The following is a 24719-nucleotide window of genomic DNA, read 5'->3' on the forward strand; positions in this document are numbered from 1 at the left end:
AATATCCCGGCAATTTAGTGTGTCACGGGATGATGCTCAATTCCCATGAACATGCCAAGTACCTGAATATCACGATTATGCAAAAACACTTCGGGGTGCTGCGCATCATCTAGCCACAGGCGAACGCCTGCCCGGCTGATGGATAGCTGCTTGAGGGCGAGGGCTTGCTGATTGATTTCGGCGATAACGGTCTCGTCCTGGTTATCGTGCTGATAGCGCCGAATCACGATGACATCGCCATCGAAAAGGTTGCAGTCGGCCATCCGGTTGCCGCGCACCTTCAACGTATAGGTGTTACGGCGCGTCATTTGCGCCGCCGCCGACGGGATTGCATAGGGGCGTGGCGTTGGGCGAATCGTCGGCAATGCGGCATTCATCGACATGTTCATCGGCTTTCTCCAAATCAGCGCCCGGTCCCTAGGCAAGATCTATCGGTAGACACGATACGATTATTAGGCTTTTACATGTTCTTTCATGGCTATGTTGGCATCTTCTGTTGATATGCTTTAAATATACTGTATAAAATACTGTATATGAAGCCTTCCTCTGGAGCATGCCATGAAGCAAGCAGACTTCAAAACCCTTGAGCAGACACTTACCAGCCTTCCAGTTGATCGCAAGAAGTACATAGCGGAACGACTTCTTGGGCAAATCAGCTCCCAGGCAAATACGCTGATTGATACTTTAAGCCATCGCTTTCCATGCCCCCATTGTGGCGGTGAGCACGCGGTTAAGTGGGGGCGCAGCGGTGGCCTGCAGCGGTATCGATGCCGGAATTCCGAGTGTCACAAGACCTTCAACGCCCTCACAGGCAAGCCATTGGCCAAGCTGCAACACCGAGATAAATGGTTCGACTACCTGCGCTGCATGCAAGACAGCCTGACGTTGCGCGCCTCAGCGGCCCGAGTGGGTATTGATTTGAAGACGGCTTTCCGATGGCGTCATCGTTTCCTAAAAACGAGTGCTCAAGACAACGCCAACCCACTATCCGGCATCATTGAGGTAGACGAAACCTTCTTCCTGGAATCCTGCAAAGGAAAACGTAAGATCCCTCATCGCCAACCTAGAAAGCGCGGAGGGCAAGGCAATATTAAGAAAAAAGAACAAAAGATTCAGGTGATTATTGCGCGAGACCGTAACGGAAAGGTGAGTGATTTGGTTGATCCAGCGCTCCAGAAATCGACGGTTCATGAGTTTCTGGGACCGATCATTGATCGCGACTCGATTTTATGCTCTGACGGGCACAGCTGGTATAAGACCTTCTCTGCTAAGCATGGGATTGCCCACCATAGACTGATCACACTCGATAATCAGCGAGTGATCGGCAAGGAATACCATATTCAGAACGTGAACAGCTATATGAGTCGCTTGAAGGGATGGATGACGCGCTTTCATGGGGTGGGGTCAGCGTACTTGCCTAATTATTTGGCATGGCGGCGGTTGTTTGAAACCGCAAAGCCAGCCGAGGAGGCGTGGCTTCGCGCGGCGATGGGGGCTGACCAACAGCAGATGCCAACATAGCCTCTTTCATACAGTGTTTATCCAGTATAAAACTGTTTTTGCATACAGTGCCAGAAAAAATTACCCAGTGGTTGGGCAAGCCGGCCTGAGCGAGTGTCGCAGGCTGGCTCGACTAGCGGGGAAAGGGCTTTGAGTGTAGAGTTCAAGCCAGTATTGGATTGCGTGGGGTGGCATGTGTCGCTGAGTTTGCAAGGCCGTCAATTGGGTTGTGAGCGCGATGGTCGCTGGCTGTTTGAGGGGCTGGATATTGACGTCAATCGCGGTGATATATGGCATGTGGCTGGCCCCAATGGCAGTGGCAAAACCACGCTGCTAAAAGTGCTGGCCGGGCAATTCAATGAGTTTTGCGGGGCACTCCACTGGCAGGGCAAGCCGCTTGGTCAGGGTCGTGAACACTTTGCCGCCAACATGATCTACCTGGGGCATTCGCCAGGCGTGAGCGCCGGCCTGACACCGCTGGAAAACCTAGCCTGGTACCAGGCGTTGCACGATGAACGTAGCGATGAGACGCAATGCGAAACCGCACTTGCGGCTATGGGGCTTGCGGGCGTGGAAGACGTGCCGGTCGGGCATTTATCGGCTGGACAGCAACGCCGTGTGGCACTGGCAAGACTGAGTCTTACCCCGCGCGCTCTATGGATTCTGGATGAGCCCTTTACCGCCATCGATCAGGCGGGCGTCGAGGCGCTGGAAGCGCAACTGGTCGCCCATGCCAGAGCCGGGGGCGCTGTGGTGATGACGACCCATCATGTCCTCGATATTGATCATCCACTGCGTCATGTTTCGCTGGGCTAAAGGAGCCTGAGTTGCTGCCTTCAGAAACCACACAGCGTATTGCGGTGCTGGCCGAGCCGACATCCAGGCGCCTCGGCGTTGCGTTCGGCGCGACGCTGGTGCGCGATCTTAACCGTGTACGACGGCGGCGAGGCGATGTGCTGAACCCGTTGGTCTTCTATGCCTTGGCGGTGAGTTTATTCCCCATCGGTATTTCACCCGAGGCAGAGCTGCTGGCGGTCATGGCGCCGGGGCTTTTATGGGTCACGGCGCTGCTTGCTACGCTATTGTCGCTGGATGGCCTTTTTCGCAGTGATTTCGATGACGGCAGCCTGGAGCAGATGATGCTCTCACCTCAGCCGCTTGCAGCGCTGAGTATCGCCAAGGTGGCTGCCCATTGGCTATTCACCGGTTTGCCGCTGGCACTCATGGCGCCGCTGCTGGGCATCATGCTGGCGCTGCCCGTCCACAGTATCGGCGTGTTGATGGCATCGTTAGCGCTGGGGAGCGCCAGCTTGAGCCTAATCGGCGGCATCGGTGCGGCATTAACCGTCGGTTTGCCCCGGGGTGGCGTGCTACTCTCGCTACTGGTACTGCCGCTGTATATTCCGGTGCTGATTTTTGGGGCCGGGGCGGTTCAGGCGGCTATCCAGGGCGATGCCGTACTGCCTCACCTGGCGATGCTTGGCGCCTTGCTGGCCGCGGCGCTGATATTTGCTCCCTGGGCCATCGCCGCGTCGCTGCGTATCAGTATTAACGGGTAGGGATGAGCACTGTATGTGGGGCTTGATACATAAGCTGGGTTCGCCAAAGTGGTTTTATTACCGGAGCGCAGCGCTGCAGCCGTGGTGCTGGGGTGTGGCTGCCGTGTTGCTGCTGGTCGGCAGCGTGTGGGGGCTTGTTTTTGCCCCCGCTGACTACCAGCAGGGCAACAGTTTCCGCATCATTTATGTTCATGTGCCCGCTGCCTTTTTAGCCCAGTCGGTGTTTGTCGCCATGGCGATTTCCGGGCTTGTTTTCATGGTCTGGAAAATCAAGATTGCCGATATGGCCGCCGCCGCCATGGCCCCGCTAGGCGCGGCCATGACTTTTGTCGCGTTGTTTTCCGGCGCGGTGTGGGGGGTGCCAACCTGGGGAACATGGTGGATATGGGACGCCCGATTAACGTCCATGCTCATCCTGCTGTTTTTATATATTGGGGTGATAGCGCTGCGCGGCGCCTTTGCCCGCCGGGATAGCGGTGCGCGGGCGGCATCGGTGCTGACCATGGTCGGCGTGATCAATATCCCCATCATCAAATACTCGGTGGACTGGTGGTACACCTTGCACCAGCCTGCCTCATTTACGCTGACTTCCCGCCCTGCGATGCCAATGGAAATGTGGCTGCCACTGCTGATCATGGTGGTGGGCTTTTACGGCTTCTTTATTGCCCTTACGCTTACCCGTACGCGCAGTGAAATTTTGCGTCGTGAAGCCAATACCCGGTGGGTTAAAGCGTTGTTTGAGGAGGTTAATTGATGGTGACCTCGTTGGCTGAATGGGTGTCCATGGGCGAGCACGGTGCCTACGTGTGGTCTGCCTGGGGAATCACGGCCGTGTTTATGCTGGGCCTGATGCTCCATGCCCGGCTTGAGCGTCGGCTACTGCTCAAACACCTCAAGCGGGTGGCGCGCCGACGTGCCACTTCCCCGCAGCAAAGAGGGCATTACGATGACCCCAAAGCGTAAGCGCAAGCTTTATGTAATCGTCACGCTGGTCAGCCTGGCCGCCGTGGCCGTTGGCCTGACACTGTATGCGCTGCGGGCCAACATCAACCTGTTTTTTAGTCCCGTGCAGATCGCCCAGGGCGAGGCGCCCATGTCGCGTTCCATCCGTGCGGGAGGCATGGTGAAAGTCGGCTCGGTATCCCGCGATGCCGATAGTCTGGATGTTACGTTCACCGTTACCGACTACGTGGGCGATCTGCACGTCGATTACCAGGGCATCCTGCCGGACCTGTTTCGCGAAGGGCAAGGCGTGGTCGTGGTGGGCGAGCTACAAAGTGATGGCCGTTTTCGTGCCGATGACGTCTTAGCCCGGCACGACGAAAACTACATGCCACCCGAGGTCGCACAAGCCCTCGAAGAGGCCGGTTACTCGCCTGCCGATTTCCAGGCGAAGGCCACCGAGGTAGGTCAGCAGCGCGAGGACGATACGTGATGCGCCTTTACCTCGCCGTTGATCGTCGTGTTCAGCCGGAGACCCCATGCTGACCCGGATATTGCCCGAAATAGGTCATTTCGCCTTGATCATTGCGCTACTGATGGCGGTCGTGCAATCAGTGCTGCCATTGGCAGGGGCGGCAACGCGACGCCCTTTGTGGATGGCCTACGGGCAGCCCATGGCCACCGGCCAGTTCCTGTTTGTGCTGTTGGCCTACGCTTGCTTGACGGCCAGCTACGCGATGGACGACTTCAGCGTGGTGAATGTCGCCAACAACTCTAATTCGCTGTTGCCCTGGTATTACAAGCTCAGTGCCGTCTGGGGCAACCATGAAGGCTCGGTGCTGCTGTGGAGCCTGATGCTGGCGGGCTGGGGATGCGTCGCCGGCTGGTGGTCGCGGCGTTTGCCCCGCGACATGCTTGCCCGGGTTCTCGGTATCCTGGGGTTGATCAGCGCTGGCTTTCTGTTGTTTATCCTGTTGACCTCGAACCCCTTTGAGCGGCATCTGCCTGATATCCCCACCGATGGCGCGGACCTTAACCCCCTGCTGCAGGATATCGGTCTGATCATTCACCCGCCCATGCTGTATATGGGCTATGTAGGATTTTCGGTGGTGTTCGCCTTTGCTATCGCCGCCTTGTTGGGAGGAAGGTTGGATGCCGCCTGGACCCGCTGGGCACGGCCCTGGACCAACGCCGCCTGGGCGTTTTTGACGGTCGGGATTGCGCTGGGCAGCTGGTGGGCCTACTACGAGCTGGGCTGGGGCGGCTGGTGGTTTTGGGACCCGGTGGAAAACGCCTCGCTGCTGCCATGGCTCACCGGCACGGCCCTGATCCATTCGCTTGCGGTCACCGAAAAACGCGGCTCCTTCAAGAGCTGGACGGTGCTGCTGGCGATTGCCACCTTTTCGCTTTCGCTGATGGGCACCTTCCTGGTCCGCTCCGGCGTGCTGACCTCGGTGCATGCCTTTGCCAATGACCCTTCGCGGGGGCTGTTTATCCTGGTGCTGCTGGCGATCACCGTCACGCTTTCCCTGGTCGTGTTTGCCCTGCGCGCGCCCCGCGTCAGCCATGCCGTGGGGTTTAACTGGCTGTCACGCGATGCCCTGCTGCTGATCAATAACGGGTTGCTGGTGACCGCGACGATGACGGTGCTGCTCGGCACCCTGTATCCGTTGATCCTGGATTCGCTGGGGCTGGGTAAAATCAGCGTGGGGCCGCCTTATTTCAACGCGCTGTTTGTACCGCTGACAGTGATTGCCTGCCTGTTCATGGGCCTAGGGCCGATGGCGAACTGGAAAACGACATCGCCGGGCAAACTGGTGCGCAAACTGTGGCTGGCGGGTTTGGTAGCGCTGGGTCTGGGGGCACTGGTGCCGCTGGTGTATCGCGGCGAATGGAACCTGTGGGTGACCTTGGGTTTGTCGACGGCGCTGTGGATATTGCTGTCATTGAGCCGTGACCTGTTCGATAAAGTGCGGCAGCGGCGCTCCATGGGGAATGGGTTGCGACAGCTGTCGCTTGCCTACTGGGGCATGGTGCTGGGCCATCTAGGGGTGGCGGTGACGATTGTCGGTGCCACCGTGGTCAGCCATTATGCGGTGGAGCGCAACGTGCGCATGTCGCCGGATACCAGCGTCGAGGTGGCAGGTTATCAATTTACCATGACCGAGCTTTTCGACCGGCGCGGTGCCAATTTTCTGGCCGATACCGCGGTAATCGAGGTCCAGCGCGGTGACAGCAAGCGCCGTTTCGAGATGCAGCCTGAAAAGCGGCTGTATCTAGCGACTGGCATGCCCATGACCCAGGTGGCGTTGAGCCCGGGATTATTCCGGGATCTTTACGTGGCCATGGGCGAAGAGCTGGACGACGGCAGCTGGGCGATGCGTATCCAGTACAAACCTTTCGTGCGCTGGCTATGGCTCGGTGGCTTGCTGATGGCGCTGGGCGGTGTGCTGGCGGTGTTCGACAAGCGCTACCGCAAGACGCGCCCGGCAAGATTGGCGCAGGAGGGGCAGGCATGAAACGACGCTGGCTTTTGTTTCTGTTACCCGTTGCGTTTTTAGGCTTGGCGCTGTTTTTCTTTGAGCGCTTGTCGCAGGACCCCGCTGGTCGTGACTCGGCGCTGATGGCCCGCGATTTCCCTGCGTTTGAGGCCACAACGCTTGCAGACGAACAGCAGCGGGTCGATCAATCGTTGCTCGAAGGTCAACTGACGCTGGTCAATGTATGGGGGGAGTGGTGTGCCGCCTGTCGTCAGGAAATGCCCCAGCTGCTTGATCTGGCTGATCGTGGTATCCGTCTGGTGGGGGTCAACTACCGCGATACCCGCGAAAATGGCCTGGCGTTTCTGGATGAATTCGGTGATCCCTTCGAGGCCAATATTTTTGACCCCGAGGGCGTCTTGGGCTTTGAGCTTGGCGTCATCGGCGCGCCAGAAACCTTTGTGGTCGATGCTCAAGGCATCATTCGCTATCACCATAAAGGCTATGTCTCGCCCGAGGATGTGCGCAGCCGACTTCTGCCGGAGGTGGAAAAATGGCGCTAATTCGCTTGTTAGGCCTGATTGTGATTGTGCTGTGCGCGCTGCCGACGTGGTCGGCCGGTATCGAACTGCGTGAATTTGATGACCCGGTAACAGAGCAGCGCTATCGCGACCTAACGGCGTCGATGCGCTGCCCGCTGTGCGAAAACCAGGCGATCGATGATTCCGATGCGCCCATTTCGGCGGACATGCGGGAACGGGTGTATCAACTGCTTGACGAGGGTAAATCGGACACGGAAATCATCCATCATATGGTGCAGCGTTTTGGCGACTACATTCTCTATAACCCGCGCCTGGAACAGCGTACCTATTTGCTGTGGGGCTTGCCGGTCGGGTTGTTGGTGCTTGTGGGCGTGGTGGTGGCATTGATCGTCAGAGCCCGTCGTCATGCCTCGGCGAAGGCGCTGAGCCCTGACGAGCAGGCGCGGCTGGATGCCCTGATTGAGCGTAAGGAGTCATCGTGACGCTGCTTTGGATCGCCCTTGCCTGCGTATTGCTGCCCGCGCTGTGGCTGCTGGTGCTGCCATTGCGAAGGGCGCGCCGCTGGCGCGACGAGCAACTGGCCTTTGAGCAGCATGACAGCGCCGCCGAGCAAAATGTCGCCATCTTCCGGCGGCGTCTGGCGGCGCTTGAAAATGCCCACGCCGAGGGGAAAGTGGACGCGACACAATTGGCGGAAGAACGTCTTGAACTGGAACGCAGTCTGCTGGACGATACCGCCATCCTGCAGCGTCGGCCGCTGAAGCCTTATGCCTCAGGGCGTTGGGTCGTGCCGCTGGTGATGCTCGCGCTGGGGGCGGGCAGCGTGGTGTGGTATCAGCAGCAGGGCGCCGAAGATGATCTCGTGCTTTGGGCCATTGGCCAGGAGGTTCGCGAACACCCGGAGGGCTCACGCGAGATGTATATCGAGCGGCTTGAAGCCCAGGCGTCCCAGCAGCCGGCCAACCCCAACCTGTGGAGCACGCTGTTCCCGCTATACCGGGAAACCGGCCAAGCGGATAACGCCGTGACAGCTCTCGAGCGCTTGATTGCCCTCGAAGGGCGTTTGCCGTCGCTGTTAGCCCAGCTCGCACAACTGCGTTTTTTCATGGCGGGGCGTGAACTCACCGACGAAGTGCAAGGGCTCGTGGACGAAGTGCTGGCTGAAGACCCTCGCCAGCCCACTGCGTTGGGGATACTCGGTATTCACGCCTTCGACGCTGGCGATTATGTGCAGGCGATCGACCGCTGGCGGCGCGCCGTGGCCAACGTCGAGGACCCGGACATTGCCGCATCGCTTCGTGAAGGCATTCAGGTGGCGCAATCGCGCCTTGGTGAAGAAGAAGTCAGTCAAGTCACACAGGCAGATGGCCCCGGCGTGAAGGTCAGCGTGTCGCTTGATCCCGGTCTGGCAAGCCAGGTTGACGGTGGTGATAAAGTCTTTATCGTTGCGCGTGATGCAGAAGGCGAGCAACCACCGCTGGCGGTGGTTCAGGGCCTGGTGTCAGAACTGCCAATGACCGTCGTGCTGGACGACCGCGCGGCCATGACGGCTGACGCGCAGATATCGCAAGCGCGCGAGGTTCGCCTGATGGTGCGTGTCTCACCAAGTGGTCAGGCAACCCCCCAGGCAGGGGATTTATGGGGCTCTGTCGACCGCGTCGACGTTGGCCCGCTTAACGCACGAGAGGCTACCAGGGTGACCATTGATCGTGTTTTTGAATAATCTCAACGTGACGTCTCCATGCGTTTAACGTCGATCCGTCTAGTCGGTTTCAAATCCTTTGTTGACCCGGTCACGGTGCCTTTTGATGGCAACATGACCGCGATCGTCGGACCCAATGGCTGTGGCAAATCGAATATTATCGACGCCGTGCGCTGGGTCATGGGCGAATCCTCCGCCAAGACGCTGCGCGGTGAGTCCATGGCCGACGTCATCTTCAATGGCTCGACGGGTCGCAAGCCCGTGGGCCAGGCCTCCATCGAGCTGAAGTTCGATAACCGGGATGGCGCCATGGGCGGTGTCTACGCCCAGTACGCTGAAATTGCGGTGAAGCGACTGGTGACTCGCGACGGCCAGTCCAACTACTTTTTCAATGGCCAAAAATGCCGCCGTCGGGATATCGCCGACCTGTTTATGGGCACCGGTCTAGGCCCGCGTTCGTACGCCATTATTGGCCAGGGGATGATATCGCGGCTGATCGAAGCCCGCCCGGACGATCTGCGTGCCACGCTGGAAGAGGCCGCGGGGATCTCCAAATACAAGGAACGCCGCCGCGAAACCGAAAACCGCATGCGGCGTACCCAGGAGAACCTGGAGCGTCTGGATGATATCCGTGAAGAGCTGGATAAGCAGCTTGAACGGCTCAAGCGCCAGGCCGAGGCCGCCAAGCGTTACCAGGCATTAAAGCAGCAGGAATTCCAGCTGAAAGGTGAGCTTGCCGTGCTGCGCGGGCGTGCCTTGCGGGCTGAACAGTCCCAGCAGGAAAGCCGCGTGCGCGAGCTGGAAATCGCCGTCGAGAAAGACGTATTCGGCGTTCGCCAGTGCGAAACCCGTCTGGAGCAGGCCCGCGAGCAACACGATGAACTTGCCGAAGTGCTCGAACGCCATCAGCAACAGTTCTTTGAGACCACTACCCGCATCGCCCGTCTGGAGCAGGACCAGGCCCATCGGCGCAGCCGGGAAGCGCAACTGGCAAGTGACATCGAGACGGCACGGCGAGACCTCGACGAGCAGCGCCAGGTCAGCGAAGGCGATCAGGAGCGCCTGGCAGCCATTGAAGCGCGGCTGGAAGAGTTGCTGCCTGAACACGAAGCACTCGACGAACAGCTTGAAACCCTGGAACAGACCCTGGCCGATGCCAGCCCCTCTCTGGAAGCCGCCGAGCAACAGTGGGCCGATGCCGACAGCCACTGGCGGGATGCCAGCCGCGAGGCTGAACGTCGCCAGGATCAATTGCGTGACCTTGAACAGCGAATTGCCCGCCTGCAGGCCGAACGCCAGCGCCGCCGTCAGCAGCGTGGCGAGCTTGCTGATGTCACCGCGTTGCGCAGCGAGCACGCCGAATGCCAGGCCCGCAAGGAAGAGGCCGAGCAGCGTGCCGAGGCCTTTCAGGCCGAGCGCGACCAATGGCAGCAGCGCTACAGTGAAGCCAAAGCGGCTTACCAACAGGCGACCCAGACCCGCGATCAACAACGCGCCGCGTTAAGCGAACGACAGGGCGAACTTGCCTCGCTGCAAGCGCTGATTGATGCCGCGCTTGCCGATCACGATCCGCAAATCACCGAGGCGTTAACCGCCCACGGGCTTGCCGAGGCGCCGCGACTGGGCGAGGCCATTAGCGTTGAACCCGGCTGGGAGCGGGTGATTTCCTGGCTGCTGGCGCCCTGGCTCAATGCTCGTCTGGTCGCCGCTGATCAGTTGCAGGCCCTGCCCGACGCGCTGGCCACCGACTGGTGCTTGATTGATCAGGCATCGCCTTCCTTGCGCGGCGGACATCGCCTGGATGCGCTGGTGAGTGGGGCGGGCGCGCTGGGTGAATGGTTAGCAAGTATTCACTATGCCGAGAGCGGCGCCGAAGCGGACGCGCTATTAGCCACGCTTGCCCCTGGTGAAAGCGTGGTCACCAGCGAGGGCGTGTGGCGCGGGCGTGGCTGGCTGCACCAGCAGGCCAACGGTGACGGCGTGGATGCGCTATTGGTCACACGGCGTCGCTATGATGAGCTGGCGGCCCGCCGGGAGCAGGACGAAGAGGCGCTGGCGCTCGCTGACGCCCAGTGCGAGGCGGCGAGTGAAGCCATCGAGACGCTTGAGCACACCCGTGACCAACAGGCGGAGGACGAGCGTGCACACGCTGCCACGCTCCAGCAACTGGCGGTAACCGAGCAGCGTCTTGCTCAGCGTCTGGAACACCTGGAAAGCAGAGCCACCGAACTTGACGAAGAACTGAGTCAGCTGCAGGAAGATGAAGCAGAGTTAGCGCTTACTCTCGATGAGCAGCGTGCCCGCTGGCATGAGGCCATGGAACAGCTGGAAATGGCTGCCGAGACCCGCGACAAGAGCGCCGAGCAGCGGGATCACCAGCGCGAACATCGCGAACGGTTGAATCAGCAACATGCACCGCTGAAAGCCCGCCAACAGTCGCTGGCGCTTGAGCGGGAACGCCTAAACGCAGAGAGTAATAGCCTGCGTTCCCAACAGTCGCGCAGCAACGAGAGCGAAGAGCGCCTGGCGCTGCGCATTGAAGAACTGGAAGCGTCGCGGGAGACCCTGCTGGAGCCCGACGAGCTTGCCGGCGAGGAGCTTGAAGAGCTGCTCCATCAGCGCGAACAGCAGGAGCAGCGTTTAAACGACACCCGGCAGCAAACTCAGACGCTGGCGGAGCAGTTGCGCAACGACGAACTGACCCGTCAGCAGCATGAACGTAACCTGGAGCAAAGCCGCGAGCAGTTGCAGCAGCGCCGAATGGACGTCCAGGCGTTGGAACTAAAAGCCGCCACCCAGGATGAGCAGCTCACTGAGCTGGGTCACGATGGCGATGCACTGGCTGAAAAGCTTGCAGATGACGCCACTGAAACGGCCTGGCAGGAGCGTCTGGAAAGCACCACCGACAAGATTCGCCGCCTGGGGGCCATTAACCTGGCGGCGATTGAAGAATACGATCAACAGGCCGAACGGCGCGACTACCTGGAAGCCCAGCACGCCGAGCTAAGCGAAGCGCTGGAAACCCTGGAGCGGGCCATTAAACGTATTGATCAAGAAACCCGCGTGCGTTTTAGAGATACGTTTGACCGGGTCAATACCGGATTGCAAACCTTGTTCCCGAGAGTGTTTGGCGGCGGTACTGCCTGGCTAACGCTCACCGGTGATGACTTATTGGAAACCGGTGTGGCGATCATGGCGCGTCCACCGGGTAAAAAGAACAGTACGATTCATCTTTTATCCGGGGGTGAAAAAGCACTGACGGCACTCTCGCTCGTGTTCGCTATATTCCAGTTAAACCCGGCGCCTTTTTGTATGCTGGATGAAGTCGATGCCCCCTTGGATGATGCTAACGTTGGTCGCTATGCCAAGTTGGTAAAAGAGATGTCGGAAAACGTTCAGTTCATCTACATCACCCACAACAAAATTGCCATGGAGGCCGCCGAGCGATTAATGGGGGTCACCATGCAGGAGCCGGGGGTCTCGCGGATGGTCTCGGTAGGCATTGAAGAAGCGACGGCGTTGGTGGATTAATGCTCGCAAGTGTTAGCGTTGTTAACTACCCTAACGGTTAATGATCTACGCCCCAGAGTTAAAAAAGGTGACTCAAGGCGCTAAACTTATCTATATTATCTGGCGATGAGTGTTTTTTGGCCTTCAGTAGTGTTAGAAAATGCGGTATGCGCATCCGGCTTCCGGTACTCAGCAAGGTGATGTTTAAAGAGCTGAGCTTGCATTGCTAATACGGGTTTCAATCGCAAAGGATGTTGCTATCGCGTAAGGTAGTTAATTAATAGACAGGCATTAGGGCACTTATCGCTGACGGTATAGTCGAATTTTTGCCTTAAATAACGTTAAAAACTGTGCGATAACGTGAAAATTAGCAAAAAGTGGCCCTTTTCGTAGTAATCGCGCTATGCTTAGGGTAAGTATAGGTTTAACAGTAGTGATCTAATTTTCAGGCATCGCGCCTTAGCAACCGTCAAAATGACCCATGGAATGTTCAACATGGAATTAAGAGAGTGGCTAATCATTTTAGGGCTGGCGTTGGTTTCCCTCATCGTGATTGATGGGGTGAGACGACTCCAGCGCCAGCGCCGTGTTCCTCGCCTTGACCAGGCCGTCGGCGAAACACCGGCAAGTCGATCCACCGAGTTCGACGATGCGGCTAAAGAAGCTGAAGTCAACTGGGAGCTTCCCAACGGGGGAGCGCGTGTCGTTAAGCCTGCTGATTATAGCGGTCTCAATCAAAAGCCGAAGTTAGAACGCCAAGAACACCCGGGACCATCAAAAATACTTTCACAGTTTAAGCGCAGTACCAGTAAGGCAAGCTCACCTGTCTCTTCAAAGGTTGAAGAGAGTCGGGATGAGCAACCATTCACCACGCGCACTGCCGAAGCACCGACAACGACGCGTGCCCAGCGCCCCGAGGTGAAAATGCCTGAGCCAACGTCAGAGCCAGAAAAAGGCCATCGCGAACCTGCACTGTCCTCCTCAGACGACGCCAGTGCTGCGTCTGATGACACCGTCATCACAGCCAACCGCGAGCCTCGTTTAAGTGCCATGCAAGAAAACGAAGCTGAACGTCCGTCGGCCCCGCAAGCTGACGATACGCCGGTATTGCGGGCTGAGCCAGAGGATGCAGCGTTCGCCAAACATGCTTCCTCCGATGGATCGCCGAAACGTCGTCATCTACGCAACGATATTGCTGGCGAATACCCCGATGATGACGAAGAAGAGACGTATCGTCTGGTCGACTTTGAGGAAATTGGTCGTTCGCTGAAACAGAAAATGATCGACCACCGCAAAGCGCGGGCGAAGAAAAAAGCTGAGAAGGCGCGTCGCGCCGAAGCATTGGCAAAACAGAAAGCAGAACGTAAGGCGCTTGAAGCAGAGCAGCGCCGGGTAGCCGAAGAAGCCGCCGAGGCCGAGAAAGCCCGTATTGCTCAGGAACAGGCGAAAGAACGTGAGTTGGCCGCCCAGGCTGCCGAGGAAGAGCGTCTCGCCCAGGCGTCCGAGATGGCTCAGTATGCCGCTGAGGACTCGTATGAAGAAGCGCCTTACGATTCAGTCGAGCCACAAGCGACCAGGCGTGAGCCCGAAGCGCCTGAAGGCGTCGTGCGGACTCACCCGGCGTTGGAAAAGGCACTGCGTCATGATGTCTGCGGTGAGCACGCTAAAGAAACGTTGACCAATGCGGAAGAAATGATCGTTATCAGCGTGCTGTCACGCGATCCGGAAGGCTTTGACGGTGGCAAGCTGCTGGAACTGATGATGGCCTGCGGCCTGCGCTACAGCAGCGCCATGGGTGTTTTCCACCGCTTTGAAACCGAAAGTGCCGACAGCGAACTGCAATTCTCCATGGTCAATGTCGTCAAGCCCGGCACGTTCCCCATCGAAGAGATGGATGAGTTCGTGACACCCGGCATCACCTTGCTGATGCCGCTACCCGGCGCCCACGACAGCTCGGCAGCGTTCGAGGCCATGGTCGAAACCGCCATGGTGGTTGTGCGGCATATGGGTGGCGAGCTGAAAGACGAGAACCATAGCGTTATGACGGCGCAAACCATCGAATTCGCGCGCCAACGCGTGCACGAGTTTGAACGCCGACATCGCCTGCATCGCCATATGCAGGCACACTGACAAGGCACTTGTTATCCAGCACCCGTCCTCCTGCAGAGGGCGGGTGTTTTTATTTATAATGCCATGAATCTGTACTTTCGTTATTAGCCTGTCGATGAGAACCCGCTTCAATGAGTCAGCCTGCCCCCAATGTGCGGCAAGAAGTCAGCCAGCTTCGCGCCGAGCTGGACGACGCCAACTACCGCTACTATGTGCTGGATGAGCCCACGTTATCCGACGCGGACTACGACCGTAAATTTCAGCGTTTAAAAGTCCTCGAAGACGATAACCCTGAGCTTGTCTCGCCGGATTCCCCAACCCAACGAGTGGGCGCTGCTCCGGCCGATGGCTTTCCCGAAGTGGCCCACGCCATTCCCATGCTGTCGTTGGATAATGCCTTTAGCCGCGACGATATTCAGGCGTTTGCCGAGCGCGTTGCCGAACGTTTGGAGAACGAGGCGGACGCTATCGAGTTCAGCTGCGAGCCCAAGCTTGATGGCGCTGCGGTGTCGTTGGTTTACGAGCAGGGCGTGCTGGTCAGCGGGGCGACCCGCGGCGATGGCCGCACCGGCGAAGGCATTACCTCCAACCTGCGCACGCTGCGCTCGGTGCCTCTGAAACTGATGGGGGAGAACGTCCCCGAGCTGCTGGAAGTGCGCGGCGAGGTAATCATGCGCCATGCGGGCTTTGAAGCGCTCAACGAACGCGCCCGGGAAGAAGGCAGTAAGGTATTTGCCAACCCGCGTAACGCAGCGGCGGGTAGCCTGCGCCAGTTAGATCCGCGGATTACCGCTAAACGGCCGCTGGAGTTTCATGCCTATCAGGCGGCCCGGCTTGAGCCCGACCTGAGCGATACGACCCATAGCGCCTTGATGTCGCGGTTATCCACACTCGGCTTTCGCACCAGCGCCGAGCGCGTCACCATGAGCGGCCCGAAAGCCGTCGCAGATTACTGCGAACAGCTCGGCGAGAAGCGCGACCAGCTTGGCTATGATATCGATGGCGTGGTGATCAAGGTGAACGATCTGCGCCATCAGCGAGAGCTGGGCTTTGTCGCCCGGGCGCCGCGCTGGGCAGTGGCGTTCAAGTTCCCTGCCCAGGAAGAAGTCACCACGCTCAACGAGGTGGAATTTCAGGTGGGCCGTACCGGCGCCATTACCCCGGTAGCAAGGCTTGAGCCGGTAACAGTAGCAGGCGTGACGGTTTCCAATGCCACGCTGCACAATGCCGATGAAATTACCCGTTTGGGCGTCATGATCGGCGATACCGTCGCGATTCGTCGCGCCGGTGATGTGATTCCCCAGGTGGTCCGGGTGGATACCGACAAGCGCCCCGCGGATGCCCGGCCCATTATCTTTCCCGACCGTTGCCCGGTGTGCGGCTCAGAGATCGAGCGTATCGCCGATGAGGCCGTTGCCCGCTGCTCTGGAGGGCTTTACTGCGCCGCCCAGCGCAAAGAAGCGTTGAAGCATTTTGCCAGCCGCAAGGCGCTGGATGTGGACGGTCTGGGCGAAAAGCTGATCGAGCAACTCGTTGACCTGGACTGGGTGAAAACCCCGGCAGACTTGTTTCATCTGACCATTGAGCAACTGCAAAGCCTGCCACGCATGGGGGAAAAGTCGTCTCGCAACCTGGTCAATGCCCTGGATAACGCCAAATCGACAACGCTGGCGCGATTTATCTACGCATTGGGTATCCGCGAAGTGGGTGAAGCAACGGCTTCCAACCTGGCCAATCACTTCGGCACCCTCCAGGCATTGCAGGACGCCGACCAGGCAGGGCTGGAAGCGGTAAACGATGTCGGGCCGGTAGTCGCGGCTCACCTGTACACCTTTTTCCGCCAGCCGCATAACCTGGAAACACTCCAGGCGCTGATAGACGCTGGCGTCACCTGGCAAGAGGCAGAGGTCACCCAAGGCCCCACGCCCCTTGACGGCCAAACCTGGGTGCTCACCGGCACGCTTGAGTCGATGACCCGGGACGAAGGCAAGGCACGCCTGCAGGCGCTGGGCGCCAAGGTGTCAGGCAGTGTCTCCAAGAAAACCGCCTGCCTGGTGGCGGGTGAAGCCGCCGGCAGCAAGCTCACCAAGGCCGAGCAGATGGGCGTCGACGTCATCGATGAAGCGGCCTTTATAGAACGATTGGCAGAGTGGGAGCAGCACGAATGAGCCGTTTTATTGAAGTACCCGCCAGAATGCTGCCGCAGGAAACCCTTGATGCCCTGCTAGAAGCGTTTGTGACCCGCCAGGGCTACGACACGACCGATACCACGGGCGAGGGCATGCATGGCTGGGTAGCGCAGCTTAAAAAGCAGCTTGAGCGCAATGAACTGATCATTGCCCACGATCTTGAACTGGAGATGACCGAGGTGATGACCCTGGCTCAATGGCGTTCGTTTGGCCGCGATATAGCCGACGACGAGGAAGAAGGCGATATCTAAGTTGCCGTTCCACGAATAATCGCGCTGATAAGCCGCCGCCCAGGGTGGAGGTGATCGACCAGCGGCAATTCCAATGGCTGTGGGTCGTCGCTGATACGCGAGGCGATTACCTCGGCGCACAGCGGCGCGCTGGAAAGCCCGCGGGAACCGTGGGCGGTGGATATCCACAGCCCCGGGTAATGCTCGCCGACGCTGTCAGGTACCTTGGAGGCGTCTTTGCTTAGCCGGTGATACGCCGCTTGCCACGCCTCGGCCACCGGCACCGGCCCGGCATAGGGGCTTTTATCCGGGCTTGCCGCACGCACGGCGGCCCGGCCCTCGAGTGATTCGGGGCTTAGCTCAACGCCCGCGTCTTCAAGGGTCGACACCCAATCGGGCAATGCCGCTCGCAGTTCGTCAATATTGCGCTGATGGTCGGAAGCCGTCACCTGGGTGGTGTCATTGTTGGGTAGGAAGCTGGCGCCAAACGTCAGCACGCCGTCGACGGGAGGCGAGACATAGCCGCCTGCGCAAACCACGCGCTGAGGCGCTTTTACGCTTTCAGGCAGCGTCACTTCGCTGATCTGACCACGAACCTGCTGGAGCGGCAATTCTGCGGTTTGCGCAAAGTGGTTGGCCAGTTGGGCGTTGGCGATCACTACCTGGTCGGCGCTGACGGTATCGCCGTTGGCCAGGCCAAGCTGCCAGTGCTGCCCGTCGCGCTGCAGCTGCCGCACATCCCCCTGTATAACGCTGATAAGCGGATGCGCGAGTAACTGTTCGCACAGCGCTTTGGGACGAACCCAGCCAGCCTGGGGATAAAACAGCGCTTGCTGGGCGCTGACCGGTACCCCCGCAATCTCGCTTAATCCTTCTGTATGAACTGAAACCACCGCTTCCGGCAGTGCATGGTGCGCCATGAAGCGCTGCTGTCGGCGGGCTTCCTTATCGCTTAACGCCAGCTGCACCACGCCGCTTTGCTGCCACACCGGCGTATCCGTGGCTAACTGGCCAAGCCAGCGCTGGGTATACATCAGCCCGGCCAAATAAAACCGGCTTTGATGGTTCGTCTCTGCGGCCAGTTTGACGTATAGCGCTCCTTGGCGATTGCCCGAGCCGCCCGCGCCGGGCACCTCACGCTCTACCACGCTGACCTTGATCCCGCGCCTGGCGAGGGCAGCGGCGACGCTGGCCCCGGCGATGCCTGCGCCAATCACCGCCACATGTTGGTTATCCAGGCCATCAGGCGGGGTCAACCAGGGCGTGGCACGGCGGCGAGTGTCGTTGGGTGGCGCGGCGATCTCGCCTGCCAGAATTTCCCGCTTGCGTCCAAAGCCTGGTACTTTTTGCCACTCAAACCCGGCGGCTTTCAACCCGCGCTTGACGATACCGGCGCAGGTGAAAGTGGCGAATGTCGCGCCGGGGCGCGAGCGGGCCGCCATGGCCTCAAACAGTTCAGGTTGCCACATCTCAGAGTTTTTGGACGGCGCAAAGCCATCCAGAAACCAGGCATCGACCTGGCCATCCAACTGCGACAGGCGCTCGGTGGTGTCGCCAAAATGCAGATCCAACGTCACGCCTTCGCTCAGGTGCAAACGGTGGATACCACTGACCGCCTCGGGCCACTGGGCGCAAAGCACCTGTGCATAACGGGCAAGCGATGGCCAGGCGCTCAATGCGCGGATAAGTGATTCGCGATCCAGGGGGTATTTCTCTGTGGATAACAGGTGAAGCCGTGCGTTGGCCGGGGCATGTGCTGCAAAGCAGGCCCAGGCGCACAGCATGTTTAGCCCGGTGCCAAAACCGGTCTCGCCGATCACAAAGGCGCGCCGCTGCCGCCACTCGGCAAAGCGGGCGGGTAAGTGGTTGGCGTTGATAAACACGTGCTCGGTTTCAGCGCGGCCGTTATCGCGGGAAAAATAAACGTCGTCGAAGGCGTCCGAGTGCGGCGCCGCGTCGTTCCAGGTGAGCGACGGCGACGTTAGCGCCGCGAGAGGCGGCAAAGGGTAAGGGCGTTGCGTCACGCAGTCATCCGTGTTGCAAAAAGATGGTTAAAAAATGACCAATTTGTGAATAAGGGCGTTATTCCTGGCTTAGGGAAATGCGTCCGCCGTGTTTTCACAGAGTTTTCCACAGCCTCTGTGAAAAAGCCGACGGACCCTCCATATTCACTCGACAGGGTCAAGGTAAAACTTTCTTGAATGGTTTGACGGTCACCTGAGCGTAAACACCGGCGATCACGTAAGGGTCGGCATCGGCCCAGCTTTTGGCGTCTTCCAGGCTGTCAAACTCGGCAATTACCAGGCTGCCGCTGAAGCCGGCTTCGCCAGGGTCGTTGGCATCAATGGCCGGGTGGGGGCCTGCAAGCACCAGGCGCCCTTCGTCGCGCAAGGCTTCCAGGCGCGCGAGGTGGTCGGGCCGGGCGGCCAGGCGGCGTTCCAGGCTGTTAGCCGTATCTTCACTGATGATGGCATATAGCATGTGCATAACTCCTTGAATGAAAAAGGCACAAAAGGGCGGGCAACGACGGCTTCAATTGACCGGACCGGGATAAGCGAGCACCATATCGCATCAAACCACCCTTATTCTGACAAACTCGCCACACGGCGTCATGCCTATGCCCCGACTTCCTGCTACGTTCGAGACCGACCAGCGTTACCCCGTTGACTTGCACATGCATTCGACGGCATCCGACGGTGCCTTGACGCCGACGCAACTCGTCACGCTGTGCGCCGAACGTGGCCTGACCCACATGGCGTTGACCGATCACGATACCATGGATGGCGTGGCGGAGGCGGGCCAGGCGGCTGCATCCGCGGGCGTGTGTCTGCTGCCTGGCTGTGAGTTATCCACTAGGTGGCAGGGTATCAATATTCACATGGTGGCGCTGATGCCGGGCGGCCTTCAGGGCCCGCTGGTCGAAGGGCTGACCCACCAGCGCGAGGCGCGTATCAAACGCGCCGACGTGATCGCCGAGCGGCTTGAAAAAGCCGGCCTGACTGACGCCCTGGCCAAGGCCCGTGAACAGGCGGGGAGCGACCGACCGCTGGGTCGCCCCGACTTTGCCCGTGCCCTGGTGGCAGATGGCCTGGTGGCCGATTGGGCCAGCGCCTTTAAACGCTTTTTGGGCAGCGGCAAGAGAGGTGATGTAAAGGCCCACTGGCCGGAAATCAGCGACGCGGTTGGCTGGGTTGTCGCGTCGGGTGGCGTGGCGGTGCTGGCCCATCCGCTGCGACACGGCCTGACCCGGCGCAAGCGTGGCCTGTTGATGGATACCTTTCAGGCCGCCGGTGGGCAGGCGGTGGAACTGGTCAGCGGCCACCAAAACCCGGACAGCACCCGCGATCTGGCGCGCCAGTTGGTAGAACGCGAGCTATACGCCTCGATGGGCAGCGATTTTCACTTTCCCGGCAGCCACGCCGCCCCCGGCAGTATGAGCTTGATACCGCGCACCGCGGCGCCACCCATCTGGCAGCATCCGCGTTTACGTCACCTGCAAGACGCACCGGCTGGGCCTCTGGCCGCTGCATAAGCTAAGGTAGGCGGTATGGACCACTAACACCCATAGGCAGGAGCATGCCATGAGCCAATACTTTCAGATTCATCCTGAGAACCCGCAAAAACGCCTGATCGACCAAGCCATCGAGATTATCCACAAAGGCGGCGTGGTGGCGTACCCCACCGATTCCGGCTATGCGCTGGGGTGCCACTTGGGCGAGAAAAAAGCCATCGAGAAAATCAAATGGCTGCGCTCGCTGGACGATAAGCACAACTTCACCCTGGTGTGTTCGGATCTGTCGCAGATCGGCACCTACGCCAAGGTCGATAACGACGTGTTCCGGTTGCTCAAGGCGCATACGCCTGGCCCCTACACCTTCATTTTAGATGCCAGCACCGAAGTGCCGCGTCTTCTGCTGCATCCCAAACGCCGCTCTATCGGTGTTCGCGTGCCGGATCACCGCATCACCCACGCGCTGTTGGATGCGCTGGGCGAGCCGCTGATGAGCGTCACCCTGATCCCCGTCGGCGAGGACCTGCCGATGAGCGACGCCGAAGATATCCGCGAGCGGTTTGGCGCGCACCTGGATCTGATCATTGACGGCGGCGCCTGCCACCTGGATCCCACCAGCGTCATCGATCTGCGCGAACTGCCGCCCAAGATCGTCCGCGAAGGACGCGGGGATATCGCGCCCTTTACTGTTTAAGTGGTTGTAGGCCTGCCAATTTCCCCAACTTCTCGTTAACCGAGCCCCCATGCCCTTTGCTGGGGGCTGCTTTTTTGCCGATCACTGAATCCAGAGATACCGCATAAGTTGGTTCTTGTTTTACCTAATATTATTTGAATGACCAATCAAAATAAAATACGGTAACGATGCATTCTATCGATAACGAAGGTAATCCAAGCAGTGGGGTATTCTTGCTGCTTCAGGATTGCCGACAAAAGGAGATTGCCCAATGACACTATCGCGTTACCGCAATGTAGCCACCCTGGCGGCCTTGGCAAGCTTGGCGAGTCTTCCGCTCGCGGGGCAGGCAGTGGCGAATGATGATACGAGTTGCGCCCAGGCTGAGTACGCCATGGGGCTGCGTTTTCAGCAGCAATCCGCCGAAGCTATTGCCCTGCAGCGTCAGGGGTTTGAGCTGGCTACCTATCGCCTTGAAGAGCAGATCGAAGCCCATGGCGGCGATGCCGATCTGGCGATCATTACCGACCTTGACGAAACAGTACTGGATAATAGTGCCTTGCTAGTGCGTGATATGCAGGCCTGCCATGACTTCACCACCTGGGATACCTGGAAACACTGGGAGCGCGAAGGGGATCCGCGTTTGATTCCCGGCGCGAAAGACTTCCTGGAATTTGCCGATGAGCACGACGTGGCGATCTACTATGTCTCTGATCGCTACCAGGAAAATAAGGCCGACACCCTGGCCACGCTTGAGGCAATGGAACTCCCTCAGGTCTCTGAAGACAGTGTGAAATTGTTGGGACCACCCAAGTCGGAGCGTCGCGCAGAGGTTGAGGACGGGCATACGCTGGTGATGCAACTCGGCGATTCGCTGCACGACTTTGCCGGTGAGTTTGCTGAGGCGAACCTGGAAGAGCAGCGCACATTGGTCGACGAAAATGCCGACCGCTTTGGCAAAGACTGGATTGTTTTCCCCAACGCAACGTATGGGGATTGGAGCGATGCCGAGCTAAACGCTTGGGACGCCCCGCACGAAGTGGAGTGATCGTTTAGATAATCACGCCATTTGATAAGTAAGAAGCGCTACGCGCCTCAGGTGTCACCCTCCTGAGGCGCGTTTTTGTCTGCGTCTTCTCCGTTGTCGTCTTGCTTGTCTTCCTCTTTCTTGCGCGGGTCTTCGCTGTCTTCATCCAGCCAGGTGCCGCAGCGCAGGCAGTAGTAGGCGCGTTTTTCGTGGCGCTCGTGGCCGCAGCCGGGGCAGGCTTCTTCAGAGTAGCGATCCTCGCGGATCGAGCGGAGGACCTGGGCAGAGAATACCCCGGTCGGTACGGCGATGATCGAGTAACCCAGCAGCATCAGCACAACGGTGATGGACTTGCCTAACGACGTCGCTGGTACGATATCGCCGTAGCCCACCGTGGTCATGCTGACGATCGCCCAGTAGATCGACATGGGAATACTGGTAAAGCCGGATTCCGGCGTTTCGATGACGTACATCAGCGCGGCAAATAGCGTGACCACCATGAAAATGGCGAAGAAAAACAAAAAAATCTGACGCAGACTGCGTTTGAACGCATCGATCAACAGCCGTGCTTCCCCGACAAACTCCATCAGCCGCAGAATGCGGAAAATCCGCAGCACCCGCAGGATCCGCACAATCACCAGGCCCTGGGCGCCGGGTATAAGCAATACCAGCCAGGTGGGCAGGATGGCGATCAGGTCAACAATGCCGTAAAAGCTTTTCAGGTAGAGAGTCGGGCGCTCCAGGCAGTAAAGGCGCAGCACTAGTTCGATGCTGAACAGTATGGTGAATATCCACTCCAGGACATAAAAAAGCATGCCGTAGCGCTCGGCATAGGCCTCAACGCTATCGAGTAGTATGACCGCGACGCTGAGCAGGATCGCGATTATCAAGCCAATATCGAAGGCTTTGGCGCCCGGCGTATCGGACTCGAAAATGATGTGGAAAAGCCGTGCGCGGAGTCCCTCTGCGCCAGGTTTTAACGAAAAATTCATTAGGCCGTCCTGAATGAGCTTTGAAAGCTAGCGTAGCGCGGTTTGATGCGCCAGGCGATGGGCAAACGCTAACGCCGCCCGGCCATAGGCAACGTTGGACTGGTTAGTGGTGTCCAGCGCATGGTGCATTGCCTCGACCTCGTTGCGCGCCTGCTCGGTAAGCGTCGGGTCGGACGCCAGCGTGGCAAGCGCTGCCTGGGCGATGGCCAGGTGTTCGGCGCGGTGGCTGTCGTGGTAGGCGTCCAGCGCCAAGGTGGCGCGGTGCATCCACTGGGCAGGCGTTGTTGCCTCGGGCAATGCCCAGTGTTGAGTGCCCAGGGCGTTACCGCGGGCCGCCTTGCTGCTGTCGGAAGGGCGCAGTGGCACCTGCTCGGCAAGTGCCAGGGCTAGAGACCACAGCGATTCGGGTTCGCCCTGTTTGAGTTCCAGCTCGGCCTCGCAAATGGTTGTTCGATAGCCGCCGCTATGGATCTCACCCTGGTCCAGCGCCAATTCGATATGGCTTTCCTGCCATGTTACCTGCCAGCTGTGGCGCACAAAATCGGTATTCAACTGCGCCACAAGGGCGGGAATCGACTCGGCGAGCGAACCCTGAAAAGGCGGTAGTTCAGCTAATCCTTGGGTATCCAGCTCTAGTGTCGGCACCTCCCATTCCCATTCCTGTCGCTCGGAAAATCCACCGCCACCATGACCCGCCGTTTTGACCGTTTGCAGTACCTGATCATCCACCTGACGAAGTCGCACGGCAATGCGTGCTTCTGCAAGCGCTCCCTGGGGCGTATCGAAATAGGTATTGATGAGGGTTTGCCGCTTAGGCGTCAGCGACTGCAACAGGGGATGCTCGGAAAGTGCCCCCGGGCCCTCCGAGGCGAGGGCAAGCTTCAGTTCGATCTCGGTTGGCGTTGAGGGTTTCATGACAATTGCCACCTCTATACTATGACAGTTAGGTTAAATTTTAATGACATTATGAACTTTTCATGACGGCGGCAGACGCACTCACTATACTATCGCCGCCATTTCCTGGCTTCCCGAAAACAGGCGTAAAGGCTTTATGGTTACTTCCAACCCTTTTTCCTCGATGTTTGGCCGCTCGCCATTCCAGCCGCTACTCGCTCACATCGTCAAGGCGAACGAGTGTGCCGATCAACTCCTGCCCTTCTTTGAAGCGACGCTGGCAGGCGATTGGGAGAGCGCTGGGCAACTGCGCGAAAACGTCACCCGCTTAGAGCACGATGCTGACGTACTCAAGACCGAGCTACGTTTGAACCTTCCCAGCACCATGTTTTTGCCTGTTTCACGCTCCGATCTGCTCGACCTGATCAGCGTACAGGACAAGATCGCTAATAAAGCGCGCGACATTACCGGCATTATGCTGGGCCGTAAAATGTCTGTGCCTGCCGAGTTGGCTGACCCCATGCGTGACTACATCCGCACCAGTGTGGCCTGTGTGGCGCAAGCCCGCCAGGCGCTGGAAGAGCTCAAGGACCTTTTGGAGTCAGGCTTCGGGCGCAACGTCTCGGACGTGATGCAAAACATGATCCGCGAACTGCATACCCTTGAGCACCAGGCGGACGACCAGCAGGTCGCGATCCGTCGCCAGTTGTTCAGCCTGGAAAGTGAGTTGCCTCCGGTCGATGTGGTCTTCCTTTACCAGATTATCGACTGGGTGGGCGAGCTTTCCGACCGCGCTGAACGGGTCGGTAGCCGCCTGCAGATCATGACCGCCAACTAATACCTGATCCCCCAACCTGAT

Annotated in this window: 23 protein-coding genes; 18 read left to right on the forward strand and 5 right to left on the reverse strand. The window is 58.9% G+C overall.

What is annotated here, in order from left to right; translation table 11 throughout:
* Positions 1–14: 14 nt before the first annotated feature.
* A complete protein-coding gene (locus HXW73_RS03665) occupies positions 15–389 on the reverse strand; it encodes a LexA family protein (protein WP_240538699.1) in 375 nt (124 codons plus the stop codon).
* Between the two features lie 169 nt (positions 390–558).
* Here HXW73_RS03665 and HXW73_RS03670 point away from each other — a divergent pair, with 169 nt between their 5' ends.
* The 14 genes from HXW73_RS03670 to HXW73_RS03735 all read left to right on the forward strand — a co-directional run bounded on the left by HXW73_RS03670 (position 559) and on the right by HXW73_RS03735 (position 16784).
* Positions 559–1521: an IS1595 family transposase gene (locus HXW73_RS03670; protein ID WP_186254948.1), complete on the forward strand. Its 963-nt coding sequence runs from the start codon at positions 559–561 to the stop codon at positions 1519–1521.
* 174 nt (positions 1522–1695) lie between these two features.
* Entirely contained in the window at positions 1696–2316 is a 621-nt protein-coding gene (gene ccmA / locus HXW73_RS03675; protein WP_186254949.1) for a cytochrome c biogenesis heme-transporting ATPase CcmA, read from the forward strand.
* Positions 2317–2327: 11 nt separating this feature from the next.
* Positions 2328–3059: a heme exporter protein CcmB gene (gene ccmB / locus HXW73_RS03680; RefSeq protein WP_186254950.1), complete on the forward strand. Its 732-nt coding sequence runs from the start codon at positions 2328–2330 to the stop codon at positions 3057–3059.
* Positions 3060–3072: 13 nt separating this feature from the next.
* Positions 3073–3813 (forward strand): heme ABC transporter permease, encoded by a 741-nt coding sequence (locus HXW73_RS03685; RefSeq protein ID WP_186254951.1) that lies wholly within the window; start codon positions 3073–3075, stop codon positions 3811–3813.
* The gene (gene ccmD, locus HXW73_RS03690; protein ID WP_240538700.1) at positions 3813–4022 is read left to right on the forward strand and encodes a heme exporter protein CcmD; all 210 of its coding nucleotides are present in this window, start codon (positions 3813–3815) and stop codon (positions 4020–4022) included. Before HXW73_RS03685 ends, ccmD begins: the two co-directional genes overlap by 1 nt.
* Positions 4006–4494 (forward strand): cytochrome c maturation protein CcmE, encoded by a 489-nt coding sequence (ccmE, locus tag HXW73_RS03695; RefSeq protein ID WP_186254953.1) that lies wholly within the window; start codon positions 4006–4008, stop codon positions 4492–4494. The genes ccmD and ccmE overlap by 17 nt, the downstream gene beginning before the upstream one ends.
* Before the next feature lie 46 nt (positions 4495–4540).
* Positions 4541–6520: a heme lyase CcmF/NrfE family subunit gene (locus HXW73_RS03700; protein WP_240538701.1), complete on the forward strand. Its 1980-nt coding sequence runs from the start codon at positions 4541–4543 to the stop codon at positions 6518–6520.
* A complete protein-coding gene (locus tag HXW73_RS03705) occupies positions 6517–7044 on the forward strand; it encodes a DsbE family thiol:disulfide interchange protein (RefSeq protein WP_186254954.1) in 528 nt (175 codons plus the stop codon). The genes HXW73_RS03700 and HXW73_RS03705 overlap by 4 nt, the downstream gene beginning before the upstream one ends.
* Entirely contained in the window at positions 7035–7505 is a 471-nt protein-coding gene (locus HXW73_RS03710) for a cytochrome c-type biogenesis protein (RefSeq protein WP_186254955.1), read from the forward strand. The genes HXW73_RS03705 and HXW73_RS03710 overlap by 10 nt, the downstream gene beginning before the upstream one ends.
* Positions 7502–8746, forward strand: a complete 1245-nt coding sequence (gene ccmI / locus HXW73_RS03715; protein ID WP_186254956.1) for a c-type cytochrome biogenesis protein CcmI — start codon at positions 7502–7504, stop codon at positions 8744–8746. Before HXW73_RS03710 ends, ccmI begins: the two co-directional genes overlap by 4 nt.
* Positions 8747–8764: 18 nt before the next feature.
* A complete protein-coding gene (gene smc / locus HXW73_RS03720) occupies positions 8765–12256 on the forward strand; it encodes a chromosome segregation protein SMC (protein ID WP_186254957.1) in 3492 nt (1163 codons plus the stop codon).
* A gap of 474 nt (positions 12257–12730) precedes the next feature.
* Entirely contained in the window at positions 12731–14365 is a 1635-nt protein-coding gene (gene zipA / locus HXW73_RS03725) for a cell division protein ZipA (protein WP_186254958.1), read from the forward strand.
* A 110-nt stretch (positions 14366–14475) separates the two neighbouring features.
* Positions 14476–16512 (forward strand): NAD-dependent DNA ligase LigA, encoded by a 2037-nt coding sequence (gene ligA / locus HXW73_RS03730; protein ID WP_186254959.1) that lies wholly within the window; start codon positions 14476–14478, stop codon positions 16510–16512.
* Entirely contained in the window at positions 16509–16784 is a 276-nt protein-coding gene (locus tag HXW73_RS03735; protein ID WP_066321347.1) for a YheU family protein, read from the forward strand. The genes ligA and HXW73_RS03735 overlap by 4 nt, the downstream gene beginning before the upstream one ends.
* On the opposite strand, the gene mnmC is transcribed toward HXW73_RS03735, so the two are convergent.
* A complete protein-coding gene (gene mnmC, locus HXW73_RS03740; RefSeq protein WP_186254960.1) occupies positions 16781–18787 on the reverse strand; it encodes a bifunctional tRNA (5-methylaminomethyl-2-thiouridine)(34)-methyltransferase MnmD/FAD-dependent 5-carboxymethylaminomethyl-2-thiouridine(34) oxidoreductase MnmC in 2007 nt (668 codons plus the stop codon). The two genes, HXW73_RS03735 and mnmC, sit on opposite strands and share 4 nt — an antisense overlap.
* Positions 18788–18944: 157 nt before the next feature.
* Positions 18945–19244 (reverse strand): YciI family protein, encoded by a 300-nt coding sequence (locus HXW73_RS03745; protein WP_186254961.1) that lies wholly within the window; start codon positions 19242–19244, stop codon positions 18945–18947.
* A 130-nt stretch (positions 19245–19374) separates the two neighbouring features.
* Between HXW73_RS03745 and HXW73_RS03750 the strand changes: the two genes are divergently transcribed.
* The 3 genes from HXW73_RS03750 to HXW73_RS03760 all read left to right on the forward strand — a co-directional run bounded on the left by HXW73_RS03750 (position 19375) and on the right by HXW73_RS03760 (position 21995).
* Positions 19375–20295, forward strand: coding sequence for a PHP domain-containing protein (locus HXW73_RS03750; protein ID WP_186254962.1), 921 nt, complete (start codon positions 19375–19377; stop codon positions 20293–20295).
* A 49-nt stretch (positions 20296–20344) separates the two neighbouring features.
* Positions 20345–20968 carry an L-threonylcarbamoyladenylate synthase gene (locus HXW73_RS03755; protein ID WP_186254963.1) on the forward strand — a complete coding sequence of 208 codons (624 nt, stop codon included), beginning with the start codon at positions 20345–20347 and terminating at the stop codon, positions 20966–20968.
* 250 nt (positions 20969–21218) lie between these two features.
* Positions 21219–21995, forward strand: coding sequence for a 5'-nucleotidase, lipoprotein e(P4) family (locus HXW73_RS03760; protein WP_186254964.1), 777 nt, complete (start codon positions 21219–21221; stop codon positions 21993–21995).
* A gap of 47 nt (positions 21996–22042) precedes the next feature.
* On the opposite strand, the gene HXW73_RS03765 is transcribed toward HXW73_RS03760, so the two are convergent.
* Both HXW73_RS03765 and HXW73_RS03770 read right to left on the reverse strand, forming a co-directional pair.
* On the reverse strand, positions 22043–22966 hold the full coding sequence (locus HXW73_RS03765; RefSeq protein ID WP_186254965.1) for an ion transporter: 924 nt from the start codon (positions 22964–22966) through the stop codon (positions 22043–22045).
* 27 nt (positions 22967–22993) lie between these two features.
* A complete protein-coding gene (locus tag HXW73_RS03770) occupies positions 22994–23881 on the reverse strand; it encodes a CYTH domain-containing protein (protein ID WP_186254966.1) in 888 nt (295 codons plus the stop codon).
* A 136-nt stretch (positions 23882–24017) separates the two neighbouring features.
* On the opposite strand from HXW73_RS03770, the gene HXW73_RS03775 reads away from it, so the two are divergent.
* On the forward strand, positions 24018–24698 hold the full coding sequence (locus HXW73_RS03775; protein WP_186254967.1) for a TIGR00153 family protein: 681 nt from the start codon (positions 24018–24020) through the stop codon (positions 24696–24698).
* The last annotated feature ends 21 nt before the right edge of the window (positions 24699–24719 follow it).

The organism is Halomonas sp. SH5A2, from assembly GCF_014263395.1.
Classification (GTDB): Bacteria; Pseudomonadota; Gammaproteobacteria; order Pseudomonadales; family Halomonadaceae; genus Vreelandella.

Excerpts from the sequence above, each read along its gene's own strand:
- HXW73_RS03665 (WP_240538699.1), bottom strand. The coding sequence starts at position 389 with ATGAACATGTCGATGAATGCCGCATTGCCGACGATTCGCCCAACGCCA.
- HXW73_RS03670 (WP_186254948.1), top strand. The coding sequence starts at position 559 with ATGAAGCAAGCAGACTTCAAAACCCTTGAGCAGACACTTACCAGCCTT.
- HXW73_RS03685 (WP_186254951.1), top strand. The coding sequence starts at position 3,073 with ATGTGGGGCTTGATACATAAGCTGGGTTCGCCAAAGTGGTTTTATTAC.
- ccmD (WP_240538700.1), top strand. The coding sequence starts at position 3,813 with ATGGTGACCTCGTTGGCTGAATGGGTGTCCATGGGCGAGCACGGTGCC.
- ccmE (WP_186254953.1), top strand. The coding sequence starts at position 4,006 with ATGACCCCAAAGCGTAAGCGCAAGCTTTATGTAATCGTCACGCTGGTC.
- HXW73_RS03700 (WP_240538701.1), top strand. The coding sequence starts at position 4,541 with ATGCTGACCCGGATATTGCCCGAAATAGGTCATTTCGCCTTGATCATT.
- HXW73_RS03705 (WP_186254954.1), top strand. The coding sequence starts at position 6,517 with ATGAAACGACGCTGGCTTTTGTTTCTGTTACCCGTTGCGTTTTTAGGC.
- HXW73_RS03710 (WP_186254955.1), top strand. The coding sequence starts at position 7,035 with ATGGCGCTAATTCGCTTGTTAGGCCTGATTGTGATTGTGCTGTGCGCG.
- smc (WP_186254957.1), top strand. The coding sequence starts at position 8,765 with ATGCGTTTAACGTCGATCCGTCTAGTCGGTTTCAAATCCTTTGTTGAC.
- zipA (WP_186254958.1), top strand. The coding sequence starts at position 12,731 with ATGGAATTAAGAGAGTGGCTAATCATTTTAGGGCTGGCGTTGGTTTCC.
- ligA (WP_186254959.1), top strand. The coding sequence starts at position 14,476 with ATGAGTCAGCCTGCCCCCAATGTGCGGCAAGAAGTCAGCCAGCTTCGC.
- HXW73_RS03735 (WP_066321347.1), top strand. The coding sequence starts at position 16,509 with ATGAGCCGTTTTATTGAAGTACCCGCCAGAATGCTGCCGCAGGAAACC.
- HXW73_RS03745 (WP_186254961.1), bottom strand. The coding sequence starts at position 19,244 with ATGCTATATGCCATCATCAGTGAAGATACGGCTAACAGCCTGGAACGC.
- HXW73_RS03750 (WP_186254962.1), top strand. The coding sequence starts at position 19,375 with ATGCCTATGCCCCGACTTCCTGCTACGTTCGAGACCGACCAGCGTTAC.
- HXW73_RS03755 (WP_186254963.1), top strand. The coding sequence starts at position 20,345 with ATGAGCCAATACTTTCAGATTCATCCTGAGAACCCGCAAAAACGCCTG.
- HXW73_RS03760 (WP_186254964.1), top strand. The coding sequence starts at position 21,219 with ATGACACTATCGCGTTACCGCAATGTAGCCACCCTGGCGGCCTTGGCA.
- HXW73_RS03765 (WP_186254965.1), bottom strand. The coding sequence starts at position 22,966 with ATGAATTTTTCGTTAAAACCTGGCGCAGAGGGACTCCGCGCACGGCTT.
- HXW73_RS03770 (WP_186254966.1), bottom strand. The coding sequence starts at position 23,881 with ATGAAACCCTCAACGCCAACCGAGATCGAACTGAAGCTTGCCCTCGCC.
- HXW73_RS03775 (WP_186254967.1), top strand. The coding sequence starts at position 24,018 with ATGGTTACTTCCAACCCTTTTTCCTCGATGTTTGGCCGCTCGCCATTC.